The organism is Nonomuraea sp. NPDC049141, from assembly GCF_040648415.1.
In the GTDB taxonomy this organism is placed as follows: domain Bacteria; phylum Actinomycetota; class Actinomycetes; order Streptosporangiales; family Streptosporangiaceae; genus Nonomuraea.
Genome location: NZ_JBEZDR010000015.1, coordinates 292,087 through 310,093 on the forward strand (window position 1 = coordinate 292,087; position 18,007 = coordinate 310,093).

15 protein-coding genes and 2 rRNA genes are annotated in these 18,007 nt (G+C 69.0%); all 17 read right to left on the reverse strand.

Annotated features, from left to right (window positions below; translation table 11 throughout):
* Positions 1-114: 114 nt before the first annotated feature.
* Complete coding sequence (rpmA, locus tag AB0B91_RS39900) at positions 115-372, reverse strand: 50S ribosomal protein L27 (RefSeq protein ID WP_219532025.1); 258 nt, start codon at positions 370-372, stop codon at positions 115-117.
* 15 nt (positions 373-387) lie between these two features.
* Positions 388-690, reverse strand: a complete 303-nt coding sequence (rplU, locus tag AB0B91_RS39905) for a 50S ribosomal protein L21 (RefSeq protein ID WP_103963887.1) — start codon at positions 688-690, stop codon at positions 388-390.
* Positions 691-891: 201 nt separating this feature from the next.
* Entirely contained in the window at positions 892-3,708 is a 2,817-nt protein-coding gene (locus tag AB0B91_RS39910; protein ID WP_358331430.1) for an Rne/Rng family ribonuclease, read from the reverse strand.
* Positions 3,709-3,851: 143 nt separating this feature from the next.
* Positions 3,852-4,634, reverse strand: coding sequence for a TIGR03936 family radical SAM-associated protein (locus AB0B91_RS39915; RefSeq protein ID WP_358331433.1), 783 nt, complete (start codon positions 4,632-4,634; stop codon positions 3,852-3,854).
* Positions 4,635-4,783: 149 nt separating this feature from the next.
* Entirely contained in the window at positions 4,784-6,694 is a 1,911-nt protein-coding gene (locus AB0B91_RS39920) for a TIGR03960 family B12-binding radical SAM protein (RefSeq protein ID WP_358331436.1), read from the reverse strand.
* A 20-nt stretch (positions 6,695-6,714) separates the two neighbouring features.
* On the reverse strand, positions 6,715-6,894 hold the full coding sequence (locus AB0B91_RS39925) for a hypothetical protein (RefSeq protein ID WP_358331439.1): 180 nt from the start codon (positions 6,892-6,894) through the stop codon (positions 6,715-6,717).
* A 4-nt stretch (positions 6,895-6,898) separates the two neighbouring features.
* Entirely contained in the window at positions 6,899-8,065 is a 1,167-nt protein-coding gene (gene rodA / locus AB0B91_RS39930; protein ID WP_358331441.1) for a rod shape-determining protein RodA, read from the reverse strand.
* The gene (gene mrdA / locus AB0B91_RS39935) at positions 8,062-10,263 is read right to left on the reverse strand and encodes a penicillin-binding protein 2 (protein WP_358331444.1); all 2,202 of its coding nucleotides are present in this window, start codon (positions 10,261-10,263) and stop codon (positions 8,062-8,064) included. Before mrdA ends, rodA begins: the two co-directional genes overlap by 4 nt.
* Positions 10,260-10,727 (reverse strand): rod shape-determining protein MreD, encoded by a 468-nt coding sequence (gene mreD, locus AB0B91_RS39940; RefSeq protein WP_358331447.1) that lies wholly within the window; start codon positions 10,725-10,727, stop codon positions 10,260-10,262. Before mreD ends, mrdA begins: the two co-directional genes overlap by 4 nt.
* Positions 10,724-11,602: a rod shape-determining protein MreC gene (gene mreC, locus AB0B91_RS39945; RefSeq protein ID WP_358331450.1), complete on the reverse strand. Its 879-nt coding sequence runs from the start codon at positions 11,600-11,602 to the stop codon at positions 10,724-10,726. Before mreC ends, mreD begins: the two co-directional genes overlap by 4 nt.
* Positions 11,602-12,633: a rod shape-determining protein gene (locus AB0B91_RS39950; RefSeq protein WP_358331453.1), complete on the reverse strand. Its 1,032-nt coding sequence runs from the start codon at positions 12,631-12,633 to the stop codon at positions 11,602-11,604. The genes mreC and AB0B91_RS39950 overlap by 1 nt, the downstream gene beginning before the upstream one ends.
* Positions 12,634-13,091: 458 nt before the next feature.
* Positions 13,092-13,502, reverse strand: coding sequence for a nucleoside-diphosphate kinase (gene ndk, locus AB0B91_RS39955; RefSeq protein WP_214642928.1), 411 nt, complete (start codon positions 13,500-13,502; stop codon positions 13,092-13,094).
* A gap of 481 nt (positions 13,503-13,983) precedes the next feature.
* Positions 13,984-15,831 (reverse strand): hypothetical protein, encoded by a 1,848-nt coding sequence (locus AB0B91_RS39960; protein ID WP_358331456.1) that lies wholly within the window; start codon positions 15,829-15,831, stop codon positions 13,984-13,986.
* 11 nt (positions 15,832-15,842) lie between these two features.
* On the reverse strand, positions 15,843-16,181 hold the full coding sequence (locus tag AB0B91_RS39965; RefSeq protein WP_358331459.1) for a DUF4233 domain-containing protein: 339 nt from the start codon (positions 16,179-16,181) through the stop codon (positions 15,843-15,845).
* Positions 16,181-17,470, reverse strand: coding sequence for a folylpolyglutamate synthase/dihydrofolate synthase family protein (locus tag AB0B91_RS39970; protein ID WP_358331480.1), 1,290 nt, complete (start codon positions 17,468-17,470; stop codon positions 16,181-16,183). The genes AB0B91_RS39965 and AB0B91_RS39970 overlap by 1 nt, the downstream gene beginning before the upstream one ends.
* A 189-nt stretch (positions 17,471-17,659) precedes the next feature.
* Positions 17,660-17,776: ribosomal RNA gene (gene rrf / locus AB0B91_RS39975) — 5S ribosomal RNA — on the reverse strand.
* Positions 17,777-17,917: 141 nt separating this feature from the next.
* Positions 17,918-18,007 (reverse strand): 23S ribosomal RNA (locus AB0B91_RS39980); the annotation flags it as partial.

Here is an 18,007-nt window from a genome sequence, read left to right on the forward strand (position 1 = left end):
GGACCGGGGCCAAGAACGCGTATGTCACGGCGCGCGAGAGCCGTACACCGTGAAAACGCACTCAGGGACGGATCGAGAACCCGATCCGCCCCTGAGCAGGAAACTCTAGAAAATCTACTCCGCCACCGGAACGATGCTCACGGCGCGGCGTCCGCGCTTGAGACCGAACTGCACGTGGCCGGCGGACAGCGCGAACAACGTGTCGTCGCCACCGCGCCCGACGTTGTCACCGGGGTGGAAGTGCGTGCCACGCTGCCGGACGATGATCTCGCCCGCGTTGACCAGCTGGCCGCCGAAGCGCTTGACGCCCAGGCGCTGCGCGTTGGAGTCACGGCCGTTCCGGGTGGACGACGCGCCCTTCTTGTGTGCCATCTCTCTAACTCCCGCTCAGGCCTGGTCGATACCGGTGATCTTCACCTGGGTGTACCGCTGGCGGTGACCCTGGCGCTTCTTGTAACCGGTCTTGTTCTTGTACTTGAGGATGCGGATCTTCGGGCCCTTGGTCTCACCGAGAATCTCGGCGCTCACCATGAACTTGCCCGCCTCCGTGGTCACATCGCCGTCGTTGACGACGAGCACCGTGGGCAGCGAAACCGAAGAGCCGACCTCGCCGGCGACCTTGTCCACCTCGAGGACGTCACCGACGGAGACCTTCTGCTGCCTGCCGCCGCAACGAACGATCGCGTACACCGCGGAACCCTTCTACTGACTTCTGAATGCTGCGCCCGGCATTCGGTGCTGTCTGGAACCGACGAACCGAGTAGGCGCGCGAACAGGGCACGCCGCTGGACGCACCGATTCTCAAGAGTACCGGATTAACGGTGCCCTGGTCGAACCGGACGGATCGTCGGGGTAGTCCACCGAGGAGCGCTCCCTTGCGGGAGCGCCTGGCTACTCGGCTGACTTGGCTCGGCGGGAGCGTCGCCGCCCCCTGCCGGAAGTCTGACCCGCCTGGTCGTCCTCAGCCGGGACGTCTTCAAGCGCATCGGTCACGGTATCACGGCTGCCGGAGTCCTTGGCCGCGGAGACCTTGTCCGAGACCGCCTTCTCGATGGCCATCTTGCCCTGGGTGCCGCGCGGCTCCGGCTTGGCCTCGACCGGCTCCGTGGAGACGATCAGACCCCGCCCGTTGCAGCAGTCACACGGCGTGGAGAAGGCCTCCAGGAGCCCCTGACCGACCCGCTTACGCGTCATCTGGACCAGGCCCAGCGAGGTCACCTCCGCCACCTGGTGCTTGGTCCTGTCGCGCGCCAGGCACTCCAGCAGCCGCCGCAGCACGAGGTCACGGTTGGACTCCAGCACCATGTCGATGAAGTCGATCACGATGATGCCGCCGATGTCGCGGAGCCTGAGCTGGCGGACGATCTCCTCCGCCGCCTCCAGGTTGTTGCGCGTGACGGTCTCTTCGAGGTTGCCGCCCTGCCCGGTGAACTTGCCGGTGTTGACGTCGACGACGCTCATCGCCTCGGTGCGGTCGATCACCAGCGAGCCGCCGCTGGGCAGCCAGACCTTGCGGTCCATCGCCTTGCTGAGCTGCTCGTCGATCCGGTACGACTCGAACACGTCGCCCTGCTCGGTGTCCCACTTGGCCAGGCGCTCGCCGAGGTGCGGCGCGACGTACTTGACGTACTCGTCGACCGTCTCCCACGCCTCCTCACCCTGCACGACCAGCGAGGTGAAGTCCTCGTTGAAGACGTCGCGGACCACCCGGACGGTCAGGTCCGGCTCCGCCGAGAGCAGCTCGGGCGGGCTGGCCGACTTGGCCTTCTTCTGGATGTTCTCCCACTGCGCCGACAGGCGGGCCACGTCGCGGGCCAGCTCGTCCTCCGAAGCGCCCTCCGCGGCCGTACGGACGATGACGCCGGCGTTCTCGGGCATGACCTTCTTCAGGATGCTCTTGAGCCGGGTGCGCTCCTTGTCGGGCAGCTTGCGGCTGATGCCGGTCATCGAGCCGTCGGGCACGTACACCAGGTAGCGGCCCGGCAGGCTGATCTGCGACGTCAGGCGGGCGCCCTTGTGGCCGATCGGGTCCTTGGTGACCTGCACCAGCACCGACTGGCCGGACTTTAGGGCCGCCTCGATGCGCTTGGGCTGGCCTTCCAGTCCCGCAGTGTCGAAGTTGACCTCGCCGGCGTACAGGACGGCGTTGCGGCCCTTGCCGATGTCGACGAAGGCGGCCTCCATCGACGGCAGCACGTTCTGCACCTTGCCGAGGTAGACGTTGCCGACGTAGGACTGGCTGGCCTCGCGGTTGACGTAGTGCTCGACGAGCACGCCGTCCTCCAGCACCGCGATCTGTGTGCGGTCGCCCTGGCGGCGCACCACCATCATCCGGTCGACCGACTCACGCCTGGCCAGGAACTCCGACTCGGTGATGATCGGCGGACGCCGGCGGCCGAGCTCGCGGCCCTCACGACGGCGCTGCTTCTTGGCCTCGAGCCTGGTGGAGCCGCGCACGCTCTGCACACCGTCGGCGGAGACATCGTGCGCGGCGGCACGGCCCGTGCGCGGCGCGCGGATGCGCACCACGGTGTTGGGCGGGTCGTCGACCGCGGGCTCGGAGCCGTCGTCGGCACCGCGACGCCTGCGGCGGCGCCGCCGGCGGGAGCTGGACGCCTCTTCTTCCTGAGGCTCGTCGCCCTGCTCGTCGTCGGACTCGTCGGACTCGTCGTCGGAGTCGTCACGCTCGCGCGCCTTGCCACGGCCCCTTCCGCCACGGCGGCGACGGCGGCGGCGGCTGCCGCCCTCCTCCTCCTGCTCGTCGTCGGCGGCGTCGGCCTCCTCGTCCGTGACCGCCTCCGCGGCCTCCTCGGGCTCGGGGGCCGGCGGCTCGGGCTGCGGCTGCGGCTCGGGACGCCGGGTCGCGGCGGGCTTGGCCTGGGTCGGGTCCGGGGCCTGGAACAGCGGCGCGAAGATGGCGGCCGGGCGCTGGAACGCGGTGCCCTGCTGGCGCTGCGTCCGCGCGGACAGGCCGAATGGGTCGGCCAGCAGGTTCGGCCGGTCGTCCTCGTCGAGGTCCTCGCCGGCGGGCTCGTCGTCCAGCGGCTCGTCCTCGGGCAGGAGCTCGACGACGTCCTCATCGGCGTCGGCGGTGCCGGACCGCTCGGCGGCCACCTCACCGACGCCCGCCGCGACCTCGGCGGACCGTCCGGGCTCCGCCTCGACGCTCTGAGCGGCCTCCTCAGGCTCTGTCTTCTTACGGGTGCGGCGACGCTTGGCGGGAGCGGCCTCAACGGCCTGCTCGCCCCCCTCAGCCGCTTCTGGAGTACTCACGACAGCATCGCCGCCGGCGGTTACGCTCTCAGGGACCCCACCGCTGGTGTCCTGCGCGACCTCCGCGACCTCGCCATCGGCCTCTGCGGCCTTCTTGCTGGTACGGCGGCGCGTCGTCGTCGCCGTCGACCGAGTCCTCGTGGCCCTCTTGGGCTTCTCCTCGGTAGCGGTATCGGTATCTTGTGCCACAGCGCCATCGGTGGCCTGCGCCACGACGTCATTCGCGGCCTGGGCCACGGCGGTCTCGACCGGGCTCGCGGGCTCGGCCGTATCGGCCGGGACCGTGGCTGTCATCGTGGGCGACGGCTCGTCGGGCAGCTCGGGCGGCGGTCCCGCCGGCCGGCTCGCGGAACGGCGACGCTTGGTCACCGCGGGCTGTTCAGTTGTCTCCCCGCCGGGGCCGTTGGCCCCGCCCTGGGGCTCGTTCTCGAGCATGCGGGCGCTCTCCCGTCAGCCCCCGGGCGCGTCGCCGCGCCGCGCAGGAGCTCTCGTGTCTCGTTGTCCGCCCGCGCCCCTCGGAAGGGGCGCAGGCGCCAAGTCCTGTCAGCGGTCGTACCCCGCTCACGCAAGGCACGTCCTTAACCGTCGACGTACTCACTCGCCGGATGCTCACCCGCCGAACCCGCCTCGCCGCCGCGCGTAATGTCGCGGTCCAGGTCGAGCGGGTCGGCAAGCGCACCGGTGCTGGCGTCAAGCGGCCCCTGCGCCAGCCTGGTCACCTCGGGGGGAACCGGCGGCGCGAAGTCGGCCACAAGGCGTAGCCCTGTGAGCACATCGTCGGGTCGTACGGCAGGAATCACGTGCCGAACAACCATGCGCAGTATGACACACGACTGTCCGGGCACCTGAGCTGCGGTTCTGTCTGTCCCCTCGGGCACCTCGAGCCTCAACACCGCCTCCCGGGCGTCGAAGCGTCGGGGCCCCTTCTTGGTCAGGCGTTCGACCTCCACGGCCTCGGCGGCGAGGAATTTCGCCACCGCCGTCTCCGCGAGCTCCCAGTCGGCGCCGGGCAACCGCACATCCCACTCAGATGCCTCCAAGCGGTCGGCCAGCCCACCAACGGTGGCCTCTACGACGTCGAGCACGTCGAGACCGGGCGGCAGCGAGCCGTCCAGGTCATCACGTATCCGTCCAGGTTCGCACGGTTTCGTGACGCCGATCTCGAGGTATTCGGCTTCGCTGGCGACGCCGGTCGGCACCGCACCCGCGTAGGAGATCTTCGGATGGGGTGAGAAGCCCGCACTGAAAGCCACCGGAATGCCGGCACGGCGGACCGCCCTCTCGACGGCCCGTGAGATGTCGCGGCTGCTAGTGAAGCGCAGGCGTCCGCGCTTGGCGTAGCGCACACGCAGGCGCTGCACCGTAGGCGCGGGCGGAGGCCCTTCGGGAACAGGTTTCAGAGCTGGTCGTCCTTCCCGTGTAAGAGTTCCTTCGTCTCAGGATATGCCGCTCCGGAGCCGCACCGTCCCGGATCATGTACGGCGAGGCATGGACCGCGCACTCAGCGCGGCTAGACCACCGTGAGAGGAAGGAGTTTCTTACCTGTCGGGCCGATCTGAATGTCCGTGCCCATGGTTGGGCAGACGCCGCAGTCGTAGCACGGAGTCCAGCGGCAGTCCTCGACCTCGGTCCCGGACACGGCCTCCTGCCAGTCCTGCCAGAGCCATTCGCGGTCGAGCCCGGCGTCGAGGTGGTCCCATGGCAGGACCTCGTTCTCCTCGCGCTCCCGCACGGTGTACCAGTCGACGTCGATGCCGGCCTTCTCGGCCGCGGCCATCCAGCGCTGGTAGGAGAAGTGCTCGCTCCAGCCGTCGAAGCGCCCGCCGTCCTCCCAGACGGCCCGGATCACCGCGCCGACCCGGCGGTCGCCGCGCGACAGCAGGCCCTCCACGATCGACGGCTTGCCGTCGTGGTAGCGGAAGCCGATGGCCCTGCCGTAATTCTTGTCGCCGCGCAGCGAGTCACGCAGCGCCTTGAGCCGCCGGTCGACGGTCTCGTGGTCGGCCTGGCTCGCCCACTGGAACGGCGTGTGCGGCTTGGGCACGAATCCGCCGATGGAGACGGTGCACCGGATGTCGCGCGACCCGGTGATCTCGCGGCCCGCCTTGATGACCTTCTTGGCCAGGTCGGCGATGCCGAGCACGTCCTCGTCGGTCTCGGTGGGCAGCCCGCACATGAAGTAGAGCTTGACCTGCCGCCAGCCCTGCGAGTAGGCGGTGGTGACGGTGCGGATCAGGTCTTCCTCGGTGACCATCTTGTTGATCACCCTGCGCATGCGCTCGGACCCGCCCTCCGGGGCGAAGGTCAGACCGGAGCGCCGGCCGTTCCTGGAGAACTCGTTGGCCAGGTCGATGTTGAACGCGTCGACCCGGGTCGAGGGCAGGGACAGCGAGGTGTTGGTGCCCTCGTAGCGGTCGGCCAGGCCCTTGGCCACCTCGCCGATCTCGGAGTGGTCGGCGGACGATAGCGACAGCAGGCCGACCTCGTTGAAGCCGGACTCCTTGATGCCGTTCTCGACCATGGCGCCGATCGTGGTGATCGACCGCTCGCGGACCGGGCGGGTGATCATGCCCGCCTGGCAGAAGCGGCAGCCGCGCGTGCAGCCGCGGAAGATCTCCACGCTGAACCGCTCGTGCACGGTCTCGGCCAGCGGGACCAGCGGCTTCTTCGGGTATGGCCACTCGTCGAGGTCCATGACCGTGTGCTTGTGCACCCGCCACGGGACGTCGGACCTGTTGGGCGCGACCCGCTTGATGCGGCCGTCGGGGTGGTAGTCGACGTCGTAGAACTTCGGCACGTAGACGCCGCCGGACTCGGCCAGCCGCATGAGCAGCTCGTCGCGCCCGCCGGGGCTGCCCTCGGCCTTCCACTCGCGGATGACCTCGGAGATGGCGATCGCGATCTGCTCGCCGTCGCCGAGCACGGCCGCGTCGAGGAAGTCGGCGATCGGCTCGGGGTTGAAGGCCGCGTGGCCGCCCGCCAGCACGATCGGATCGTCGTCGCCCCGATCGACGGCCAGCAGCGGGATGCCCGCCAGGTCGAGCGCGTTGAGCATGTTGGTGTAGCCGAGCTCCGTGGAGAACGACAGGCCGAGCACGTCGAAGGCGCGCACCGGCCGATGGGCGTCCACGGTGAACTGCGGTATGCCCTCGGCGCGCATCAGCGCCTCGAGGTCGGGCCAGACGGCATAGGTCCGCTCGGCCAGCGTGGCGGGCAACTCGTTGAGGATCTCGTAGAGGATCGCGACGCCCTGGTTGGGCAGGCCGACCTCGTACGCGTCCGGATACATGAGCGCCCACCGCACATCGGCGGAATCCCAGTCCTTCACGGTCGAGTTAAGCTCACCCCCGACATACTGGATGGGCTTCTGCACCTTGGGCAGCAGCGCTTCCAGGCGGGGGAAAATCGACTCGACAGTCATAGCACCCAGGGTAGCGGCGCTCAGACCGTGGCAGGTCCCGGGATGTCGATGTCGTTCCCGCTGAGGACGGTGATCTTGTGTCCCTCGTAGCAGGTCAGCTCGACGGCGATGACGCCGCTGGCGAGGTTGTGTACGGCTGTGACATGGCTGGCGGGCAGGAGGAAGCGCTCCTCGCACTCGTCGCAGTAGGCCAGAAACATACTTCTAATTAAACGTCTGTTCGCGGATTCTGATCGACTGAAGCAGCCCGATCGAGATGAGATTCGCGAACGTGGCCGTCCCCCCGTACGAGACGAACGGCAGCGGCAGCCCCGTGATCGGCATGATGCCGATGGTCATGCCGATGTTGACGAACGTCTGGAACGCCAGCCAGCACACGATCATCCCGGCCACGAGCGTGCCGAACCTGTCGTCGCACAGCCTCGCGATCCTCAGCCCGCGCACCAGCACCACGCCGAGCAGCAGCACCACGGTGAGCGAGCCGAGAAACCCGAACTCCTCCCCCGCGACCGTGAAGATGAAGTCGGTGTGCTGCTCGGGCACGAACCGGCCGGTCGTCTGCCCGCCGTCGAACAGCCCCTTACCGAACAGCTGCCCCGAGCCGATGGCGATCAGCGACTGCGTGCTGTTGTAACCGACCCCGCGCGGATCGACGCGCGGATCGAGAAAGGCGGTGAACCGCGCGATCTGGTACGGCTCCAGCATCTGGAACGCGAACACGCAGAACACCCCGGCCCCGGCGATCAGCGTCAGCAGGATGATCCACCTCTTGCGCACTCCCGCGATCACCAGCCCGGCGGCCGTGATCACGGCCAGCACCAGCGTGGTGCCGAGGTCGGGCTGCAACATCACCAGCCCCATCGTCAGCACCGCGGCGAACAGCGCGAACCCGACGTCCAGCCCGCGCGGCCGATCGCTGCCCTCGCCGGGCTGGGCCAGCAGCATCGCGATGATGAGCAGCAGGCCGAGCTTGGCGAACTCCGACGGCTGCACGGCGAAGCCGCCGCCCAGCAGGATCCACGAGTGTGAGCCGTTGATCGTCGCACCCAGCGGCGTGATCACCAGTCCCAGCCCGGCCAGGGAGAGCAGGAACGCCAGCGGCGCGTACGCCCGTATCGCGCGATGGTCGACAACGGTCACCGCCGAGCACAACAGCGTCCCGATGACGACGTTGAGCAGGTGCTTCTTGACCAGTCCCGTCGAGCCGGGCGCCCAGGTGCGGGTCGAGGACCAGACCAGCAGTGTGCCGATCACGCAGAGCGCGGCGACCGCCACCAGCATCACCCCGTCGAGCCGCCACATGGCCGACTGCGCGCCCACCGCCCGCCGGGCGAACGAGCGCCGCCCGCCCATCAGCGTGCGGTCCATCATCCCCCTGCCTCCGTGACGCCCTCCCCCGTGGTGTCCTTGCCCGTGCCGCCCTCCCCTGTGCTGTCCACCACCGTGGTGCGCGTCCCCGTCTTGCCCGCCACAGTGCCCTCGGTGACCGTGCCGTCCGTCACGGTGCCGTCCGTCACGGTGCCGTCCGTCACGGTGCCGTCGGCCGCGATCTTCGGCAGCTTCGACACCGGCCGGCCCCCGGGCAACGCGGGTTTGCCATGTTTGCCGAAGCCGAAGATGCCCTCGTAGATCTCGCGTGCGGCGGGCGCGGCGGTGGAGGCGCCCATCCCGCCCTGCGAGACCATCACGACCACGACGAAGTGCGGATCGTTGGTCGGCGCGAACGAGGCGAACCAGGAGGTGTCCTCCTTGCCCCACACTTCCGCGGTGCCGGTCTTACCGCCGATCCGCACCTTGTCCATCGGGAAGCCGGCGAACGCCCCCGCCGCGGTGCCGTCGGAGGGCACGTCGCTGAGCGCGTCCTTGATGTAGAGACGTTCCTTCTTCGACAGCGGCAGCTCGCCGACCACCGGCACGTCGATGCGCCTGACCAGCGCGCCGTCGGGCCGGACTGTCGCCCAGCCGATGCGCGGGCTGCGCAGCTTCCCGTCACTCACCAGCGCCGCGTACGCCCTGGCCAGCTGGAGCGGCGTCACCAGCACATCGCCCTGGCCGATCGAGAAGTTGGCCGAGTCGCCCGCCCGCAGCAGGAAGCCTTCGAGGCAGTTCTCGTTGGCCAGCCGCTTGAGGAACTCCGCCCGCGACTTGTCGGCCACCTCCGGATAGCCGGTCTTGGCGCGCCGGCAACTGTTGCCGCTGGTCTGGGCCCACATGTTCTTCTTCCAGGCGCGGTCGGGGATGCGCCCGGCCGACTCGCCCGGCAGGTCGATGCCCGTCGGCTTGCCGAACCCGAACGCCTTGGCCGTGTTGGCGAACACCTCCTTCGGCGTCTTCTTGGGATTGAGCCCGCCGTCCTTGAGCCACTGGGCGTAGCCCGCGCTGTAGAAGATCGTGTCGCATGACTTGACCAGTGCGGTGTGCAGGTTCATGGTGCCGAGGCCGATGCCGTGGAAGTTGTGGAAGGCCCGATCGCCCACCATGACCGCACCCGGGCAGTCGTAGGTGCCGTTCAGCGGGTACCCGGCCCGCAGCATCGAGGTCACCGACGACACCTTGAACGTCGAACCGGGCGCGAACATCCCGTTGAGCGCCCGCGACACCAGCGGCTTGCCCGTGGAGTCCGACAGCAGCCGCTGGTAGCCGCGGTCCGAGATGCCACCCGCCCAGACGGCCGGGTCGTAGCCGGGCGCGCTGGCCAGCGCGAGCACCCGCCCGGTCTTGGGTTCGAGCACGACCGCGGCGGCGCCGTCCGCCTTGGGGGCGTTCTTCATCGCGTGCTGCAACGCCTCCTCGGCCAGGGTCTGCACACGGGCGTCGATGCTGGTGACCAGCGTGTCGCCGCTGACGGGCGCCACCTGCTCCTCCACCCCGATGGCCTTGCCCATCCTGTCGACCTGCACCCGGCGCAGCCCGGCCTTGCCGCGCAGCTCGTCGTCGTAGATGTACTCGAGGCCGTCGCGCCCGACCAGATCGACGCCGGAGAAGGCGGCCTTCAACCCTTCGCGCTTCTCCAGCTCGGCCGCGGTGACCGGCTGCAGGTAGCCGAGCATCTGCGCGCCGGCCTTGCCGCCGGGATACTGCCTGACGGACTGGACCTCGGCGGAGACGCCGGGGAACTCCTCCTGCCGCTCCAGGATCTGCAGCGCCTCACGGGTGTCCGCCCGCTCCTCCACCGGGATCGGCTGGTACGGCGAGCCGGTCCAGCAGGGCTTGCTCACCCCGGGCCCGCACGGCGTGATGCGCTTCTGCAGCTGCTTGACCGGCTCGCCCAGCACCTCACCGAGCTTGCGCAGGACCGGAACGCCCTGCTCGGGCATCCTGATCAGCCCCGTCCGGTCGATCGAGACGACCAGTGAGGTCTGGTTGCGCACCAGCGGCCGACCGGAGGAGTCGAGTATCTGCCCGCGCACGGCCGGCACGATCACCGAACGCGTCCTGGTCTCCGTGGCCCTGGTGACCAGCTCCTGCCCCCGCACCACCTGTACCTGCCACAGCCGCAGGCTGAGCACCGCCAGCACCGCCATCACGATCACCTGGAGCACGACCAACCGGGTCCGCATCCTGATCATTGCGGGAACCTCGGCTGCGGCCTGTCACGAGTGATCAGCCAGATGACCAGCGGCGAGACGATCAGCGTGTAGACGACCGTCACCGGAACCTGATCGGTCAGGGTCGAGAGCGTCACCCGCGGATCCGCGATCAGGCCGCCGAGCGCGGTGGCCACCAGCGGCGCCATCAGCACGCACAGGACGACGGTGGTGGCCGGGCCGCCGACCCCCCGCCCGGCGACATAGCCGACCAGCGCGAACACGAACGCGTACTGCCCCACCAGATGCGCCGTCGGCGGCACGACGTCGACCAGCAGCCCGGCGCAGAACCCGATCACCGTCCCCGCCACCGGCCCGCGCAGCAGCGCCATCGCCACCACGGCCAGCAGCACCAGGTCGGGTGCTCCCCCTCCCGGCAACGCCAGCCGGTTGACCAGCATGACCTGCAACAACACCGCCGCCAGCACGCACAACCCGACAATCATCCCGGCCCCTCCTTGGGTGGTAGCACGGCGTCCCTCGGGTCCTTCGCGGGCGCCCCCACCACCACGCCGACCACGTCGAGCGCCGTCAGGTCGGCGTACGGCCTGGCATACGCGATGCGGGTCAGCTCGCCCGGCGTCGCCTCCACCCGCTCGATCACCCCGATCGGCACCCCGGGCACGTACGGCGCGCCGCGCTGGGAGCCGAAGCTGACGATGCGGCCGCCGCGGTTGATCGCCGCCGTCGAGTCCAGCAGCCGGAACCGTACGAGCCGCCCGTTCTCCCCCACCCCGTGCACGACGCCGATCTCCTGGCCGCCTTCGAGCCTGGCGCCGGCGGCCGAGCCCGGGTCGCTGATCAGCACCACGGTCGAGGTGTCGGCGGACGCCTGGATGACCCGGCCGACCAGCCCATCGCTGTTGAGCACGGTCATCTCGGGGCGTACGCCGTCACTGGTGCCGACGTCGATCTCGATGGCGTCCTCGAAGCCGGGCTGGCCGCGCCTGGCGAGCACGTTCGCCGTCACGATCTTGTAACCGCCGAGCCCCGCCGTCCCGAGCAGGCGCTTCAGCTCCGCGGAGCGGGCGGCATCGAGCCGGCCCGCGGCCAGGCCGGCCCGCAGCTTGGCGTTCTCGGCCTTGACCCGGTCGAGCTCGCGCTGGGCGCCGGGGGCGTTGACGATGGCGTGGAAGAAGCCTCCGACCGGCCGGACCACCGAGCCGCCGGCCTCCTCGACCGTGCCGAAGAACCAGGAACCCATCGCGCGCAGCGGCCACAGTGGCGAGGCAGCGCCGGCCCGGTGGTCGACGGTCAGGATGACCAGCGCCACCGTGAGCAGCGTTCCTAGGATCAGCCGGGCGTGGCGCGACTCTTTCATCAGCGACGTGACTCCGGTACGAGCACCTGGTGCAGCGCCTCGAACTCCTCGACGCACTTGCCCGAGCCGAGCGCCACCGAGTCGAGGGGGTTCTCGACGAGGTGGACGGGCATCCCCGTCTCGGCCCTGACGCGCTCTTCCATGCCCTTGAGCAGCGCGCCACCACCGGTGAGCGCGATGCCGCGATCCATCAGGTCGCCGGACAGCTCCGGCGGGCACTTGTCGAGCGTGGTCTTGACGGCGTCGACGATGGTGTTGACCGGCTCCTCGGTGGCCTTGCGGATCTCCTCACCGGACACCACGATCGTCTTCGGCAGGCCGCTGACCAGGTCACGGCCGCGGATCTCGGCATGCGAATCCTCACCCATGGGACATGCAGAACCGATGGCCATCTTGATCTCCTCGGCGGTGCGCTCGCCGAGCATGAGGGAGTATTCCTTCTTCGCGAAGGTGATCACCGCCTGGTCGAGCTCGTCGCCGCCGACCCTGATCGACTGGCTGGTCACCACACCGCCCATGGAGATGATGGCCACCTCGGTCGTGCCGCCGCCGATGTCGACGACCATGTTGCCGGTCGGCTCGTGCACCGGCAGCCCCGCGCCGATCGCCGCGGCCATCGGCTCCTCGACGATGTAGACCTTGCGCGCCCCGGCCTGGTAGCCGGCCTCCTTCACCGCCCGCTGCTCGACCCCTGTGATGCCGCTGGGCACGGCGATGATGATGCGCGGCTTGGCAAAGTGCCGCCTCTTGTGCACCCTTTGGATGAAATATCGCAGCATCCGCTCGGTGACATCGAAATCGGCGATCACGCCGTCTTTGAGCGGTCGGACGGCCACGATGTTTCCCGGCGTCCGCCCGATCATGCGTTTGGCTTCGATGCCGACCGCGACGATCTTCCCGGTGACAGTGTTGATCGCGACGACCGACGGCTCATTGAGCACGATGCCCCGGCCGCGCACGTAGACCAGCGTGTTGGCGGTGCCGAGGTCGACCGCCATATCACGGCCGAGAAACGCGAGCTTGCTGCCCATGGGGAACGGAGCCTTCCGTAACGTCGTTCGCGAATGACTACGGATCGAATTCGAATCGTAACGTGACGTTACCCACCAGGGCACGCAATGAGCCCCCTGTGCCCCACAAATTCTTGAGCCCATCCGGAAGCCCCGATGTCACCGCAGACGACGGACAACATTCGTCCTCCGTTTTGCACCGTTTTGACACGCCTCCCGTCGGGCTCAGCGCTGTCCACGGCACACGGCCGGCGACACGCACGTCACGGCGCGCGGCCACCTCCACCGGAGGAGCGTGCCCCTGGACAGGCCCCGGCCCCGTGCGGTGGGCGGGGCTCACCGGGCCGGCCGTACAAGATCGTAAAAGACGCGGTCACCTCGACGACGCGTGCGGTCCCGCGCGGCGGGTCTTGGCTCCGCGAAACAGCACAAAAAAAGCGCCCGCCATCGTGGCGGGCGCTCGAGAAGAACAGGAAGAGCTAGAACCGGTCCGGGAAGAAGATCTTGATCTCCCGCGCGGCCGACTCGGGCGAGTCGGAGCCGTGGACGATGTTCTCGCCGATCTCCAGCGCGTGGTCGCCGCGGATCGTGCCGGGCGCCGACTTGACCGGGTCCGTGAGCCCCGCCAGCGCGCGGAACGCCTCGACGGCGCGCGGCCCCTCCAGCACCAGCGCGACCAGCGGCCCCGAGGTGATGAACTCGACCAGCTCACCGAAGAACGGGCGCTCGGAGTGCTCGGCGTAGTGGGCCTTGGCGGTGTCGACGTCGAGAGTGCGCAGGTCCATCGCCGCGACCTTCAGGCCCTTGCGCTCCACACGGGCGATCACGTCACCGATGAGGCCACGCTTCACCCCGTCGGGCTTGATCAGGACAAGAGTGCGCTCGGACACTTGAGGTTCTCCTTCGAACAGGGTGTGGGTCGGAGTGGCGGCCACATGCACCGGCCTGGCTCCCACGGGGGGAATCGGCCCCGGGACGCAGACCACACGCGTCAAGGTGGCTGCCGCTCAGCTTACCGCCCCACGACTGCTCCCAAGCGTCCCACCATCAAGCCGCATCGACGCCCACCTGGGCGACCCGCTCACGTGCGCGCCAGCCCGTAGACCCACGCACTGGCACGCCACCCTGTACGGCCCATTCTCTGGCGCGCCACCTATCCGCGCCGGGCAACCCGCACCCGGGCAACCGGCAGCCGTACAACCTGCGCCAACCACGCGTATCCGTGTAACCCAACCGCCGGGAGCGCCATCCACCCGACCGCGCCTGTATGGCCCCTCACCGACGCGCCAACCACCAGCTGTGGTTGTCCGCACTCAGCATCCAGAAATGCTCGGCCCACAGGCAGGCAGGCGGCATCCCTGGCAAGCGGTCCTACGGGGAGGTGGTGTCCTCGGGCGATTGGGCCTGGGGCGGGACAGGCGGGACCGGACCGGTCACCTCGGCCGCCCCCTCCGTACCCGCAGCATCCCCGCCAGCCGCGCCGTCAGCGGCGCTGGAGGCCGCCTTCCCGGCGCCACCAGACCCGGACGCCCGCTCTCCCCTGGCAGCCGCCCCATGACCAGAGAAGTCGGTCACCGGATCGGACCCGGAGACCCGAGGTATCGCCCCAGTAGGCCGATCCTCATCCCCACCCCCCGGCTGGGCAGGCACCTCAACGGCATCCACCCCCGAGCGCGACCGGCGACGGCCAGACCCGTCACCCCCCAGCGCACGGGACTCCGCCTCGGCATCCGAGCCTTCCCCAGCGACCTCCGCACCTGGCGAAGAAGCCAGATCATCGGTCGAAGAAACCGACTCACCGTCCACCAACGACGCGTCGACCACCGGAGCCGCCCGCCGTGTAAGCAGCTCGGCCAAGACGATGACCGCCACCACAAGAAACCCGCCGATCAGCGACCACAGATGCAACGTGCCCACGAACCGGTCCACCAGTTGCTGCGCCACCGTGACTCCACGCAGCATCTTCAGCTGCACCCCGGTGGCCAGCAGATAACCAGCCAGAACACCGGGAAAACACAGCGCCAACCCGAACAGCGCCGCCCCGATGCCCGCCTGGCTGAGCGCGGACGTGAGCGCCACCGCCGCGCCCGCCGCCAGCAGCGTGAACGGGATCACCAGCACGAGCCCATCGGCCGCCGGCACCACGACCCGCACCGAACACAGACCGACCACCATCGCCAGCAGCCCCAGCGGCACCAGCCACCGCGCACCCGCGAACAGCCGCACCGCGACGGCAGCCGCCAGCGCCAGCAGGCCCGCCACCAGGAACGGGATCCACAGCCCGGTTGTGCCCGGCCCGCCGAGCAAGCCCGGTCCGCCGAGGCCGCGCATCTCTACGTAGGTGACCTGAGCCAGGCTCGGCAGCAACACGATGCCGACCGCGACCATCACATACGCCAGCGTGCGTCCCTCGCGGCTGCCGAGGTAGGCCATCACGAGCAGCGCCACGATCGCCAGCACGGCCAGCAGGATGACCAGGCCGGCCCCCCACTCCTCACTCGCGGTGCTGATGGCGACCACGGCGATGCCCACCGCGGGCACGCTCGCGAGCAGCAGTCGGCTGGATTCGCCGGCCCGTGGCTTGGGCATCGGGGGCTGGCCCCGCAGCAGCCAGGCGACGAAGTAGACGGCCGCCAGCGCGAGGGCGATGCCCGTCAGCAGTGGGTACGGCTGGAGCGTGACCCTCCAGTCGTCCACGTCGTCGAGCGGCCACAGCGCGAGCGCCTGGGCGGTGAGCAGGCTGAACGACAGCATGCCTGTCCAGATGGCGCGCAACGCCATGGGACGCTCCCAGGCCGCGACCAGCGTGGCGGGAATGAGCAGGCCCGCGCCGACCCCGTGCAGCACCCGCAGCACCGCAACCAGGAACGTCGAGCCCGCGAACCCGCCCGCGGCATCGGCGAGGGCGAGCACGGCGAGCCCGCCGAGCAGCATGTGCGGGACCTTGACGTGGCGCAGCGCCACCGCGGCGAGCGGCACCGTGAGAATCATCGCCGGGAGCGCCAGCCCGTGCGCGCGCATCAGCGCCAGCTTGTCGAAGCCCTCGGGCAACAGCCCCGAGACCACGGACACGGTGTTGGGGATCGCGATGATCGCCAGTGGCAAGGCGACGATGATGAGCAGCCCGAGAACCGAGTCGAGCAACCACGGGAACCTGACGCCTGCGCTGGGTCCCGCGCTCGGCGCGTTCGGGGACCGCTGGATCGGAGGGATGGCCATGTTCGCCGACTTTAGCGGGAAGTCACGCCCTCGACACGGCGAGCGACGAATATCGCGGTAATCCATAGCGCCGCGAAGATCACTCCTAGGAAGAACATCGCCGGCACGAGGAACCCCGCGCCGATGGCCAGGACCTGCAGAATACTGCCCGCGACGTACGCGAAGGGCCGCTTGAGCAGCCCGGCGACGACCACGCACAGCACCGCGAGCCCGATACCGACAGTGACCGCCACCGCCGTCTCGACACCGCTGTTGATCGCCACCGGCGTAATCAATCCGCAGACGACGGCCTCCATCCCGAGCACGCTGGCGCCGAGCCGACGCATGCCTGGAGTGACCTGAAAGTTCATCACAAACCATCCGCCTTAAGCAGATGACGGGCATCTCCCGCCGTCACGACCGAGCCCGTGATGAGCACGCCCGTGCCGCTGAACTCGCCTTGAGCGTCGGCGATCCCGATGCCCATGTCGATGGCCTCGTCGATACGTTCGACGATCCGCACCCTGTCCTCACCGAACAGGGGGATGGCCACTGCCGCCAGCTCGGCGGGCGACATCGACCGGGGAGAGGAGTTACGCGTGACGACGATCTCGTCGAGAATCGGTTCCAGCAGGTCGAGCAGGGTGTGCACGTCCTTGTCACGCATCATCGCGACGACGCCGACGACCTTGGCGAAGTCGAACGCCTCCTGCATGGCCTCGATCGACGCCTGCATGCCGCCCGGGTTGTGCGCCGCGTCGACGACGACCGTGGGATCGCGCCGCAGGATCTCCATCCGCCCCGGGGACGACGCCTGCGCGAACGCCTGCCGTACGATCTCGACGTCGAGCGGGTCGTCGCCCCCCGTCAGAGCCTCCACAGCGGCCAGCGCGCAGACCGCGTTGCTCGCCTGGTGCTCACCGTAGAGCGGCAGGTAAACCTCCTCGTAGACGCCCTTGAGGCCGCGTAGCGTGAGCAGCTGCCCGCCCATCGCCACATCGCGGGCCAGCACGCCGAACTCAAGCCCCTCACGCGCGACCACCGCGCCGACGTCGGCGGCCCGCCGCATCAGCACCTGGGCGGCCTCGATCTCCTGCTGAGCGAGTATGGCCGTGGCACCGGGCTTGATGATGCCCGCCTTCTCACCGGCGATGCTCGGAATGTCGGGCCCGAGCCTGTCCGTGTGGTCGAGCGAGATCGGAGTGATGATCGCCACGGTGCCGTCCGCGACGTTCGTGGCGTCCCAGGAGCCACCCATGCCCGCCTCGATGACCGCCACGTCCACCGGAGTGTCGGCGAACGTGGCGAAGGCCATGGCCGTCAGCAACTCGAAGAACTGAATCCGCCGGCCCTGCGTGTCGGCCAGCTCAACGTAAGGGGTGATCTCCTCGTACGCCTGGGCGAAACGCTCCTCGCTCAGCGGCTCCCCGTCGACGGTGATGCGCTCGCGAACCGAGACGAGATGCGGGCTGGTGAACCGGCCCACGCGCAGGTTGCGCTCCTTGAGCAGCGCCTCGGTCAAGCGCGCCGTGCTCGTCTTACCGTTTGTGCCCGCTATGTGTATGACAGGGTACGCCTGCTGCGGCGAGCCGAGCAGGTCCATGAGAGCCGCGATCCGGTCCAGCGTCGGTTCGAAGTCCCACTCGACGCCTCGCTCCATGATCGCGCGTTCAACCGCACGATAGTCCACTCCTCAACCCTACTGACCGTACAGAGCGCTCTCCCACGCCGGCCACCCGATGATCAGCGGTTTCGGTGCCCGGGGACCACCGGCGCGCCTGCCACAAACTGCCCTATAACGCAGAAAGGGCCCCACGCATAAGCATGGAGCCCTTCCCGAACAAAAATTGTCCGGCGGTGACCTACTCTCCCACACCCTCCCGAGTGCAGTACCATCGGCGCTGGGAAGCTTAACTTCCGGGTTCGGAATGTAACCGGGTGTTTCCTTCCCGCCATAACCGCCGTAACCCTATGAAACAAACAAACATCATCTGTCTGTTGTCTCAGAATTGCATAGTGGACGCGAGCAAGAAGACCCGTGATGCGGCGCTGCTCTGGACCCGGCGAAGAGTAACAGAGCGCAGCACACACCACAGCATAAAGCTTTGTGGTCAAGTCCTCGGCCTATTAGTACCGGTCAGCTCCACACGTTACCGTGCTTCCACCTCCGGCCTATCAACCCGGTCGTCTACCGGGA

What these genes read in the sequence shown, in the direction of transcription:
- rpmA (WP_219532025.1), bottom strand. Translation starts at nt 372, where the DNA reads ATGGCACACAAGAAGGGCGCGTCGTCCACCCGGAACGGCCGTGACTCC.
- AB0B91_RS39910 (WP_358331430.1), bottom strand. Translation starts at nt 3,708, where the DNA reads ATGCTCGAGAACGAGCCCCAGGGCGGGGCCAACGGCCCCGGCGGGGAG.
- AB0B91_RS39920 (WP_358331436.1), bottom strand. Translation starts at nt 6,694, where the DNA reads ATGACTGTCGAGTCGATTTTCCCCCGCCTGGAAGCGCTGCTGCCCAAG.
- AB0B91_RS39925 (WP_358331439.1), bottom strand. Translation starts at nt 6,894, where the DNA reads ATGTTTCTGGCCTACTGCGACGAGTGCGAGGAGCGCTTCCTCCTGCCC.
- rodA (WP_358331441.1), bottom strand. Translation starts at nt 8,065, where the DNA reads ATGATGGACCGCACGCTGATGGGCGGGCGGCGCTCGTTCGCCCGGCGG.
- mrdA (WP_358331444.1), bottom strand. Translation starts at nt 10,263, where the DNA reads ATGATCAGGATGCGGACCCGGTTGGTCGTGCTCCAGGTGATCGTGATG.
- mreD (WP_358331447.1), bottom strand. Translation starts at nt 10,727, where the DNA reads ATGATTGTCGGGTTGTGCGTGCTGGCGGCGGTGTTGTTGCAGGTCATG.
- mreC (WP_358331450.1), bottom strand. Translation starts at nt 11,602, where the DNA reads ATGAAAGAGTCGCGCCACGCCCGGCTGATCCTAGGAACGCTGCTCACG.
- AB0B91_RS39950 (WP_358331453.1), bottom strand. Translation starts at nt 12,633, where the DNA reads ATGGGCAGCAAGCTCGCGTTTCTCGGCCGTGATATGGCGGTCGACCTC.
- AB0B91_RS39960 (WP_358331456.1), bottom strand. Translation starts at nt 15,831, where the DNA reads ATGGCCATCCCTCCGATCCAGCGGTCCCCGAACGCGCCGAGCGCGGGA.
- AB0B91_RS39965 (WP_358331459.1), bottom strand. Translation starts at nt 16,181, where the DNA reads ATGAACTTTCAGGTCACTCCAGGCATGCGTCGGCTCGGCGCCAGCGTG.
- AB0B91_RS39970 (WP_358331480.1), bottom strand. Translation starts at nt 17,470, where the DNA reads ATGGAGCGAGGCGTCGAGTGGGACTTCGAACCGACGCTGGACCGGATC.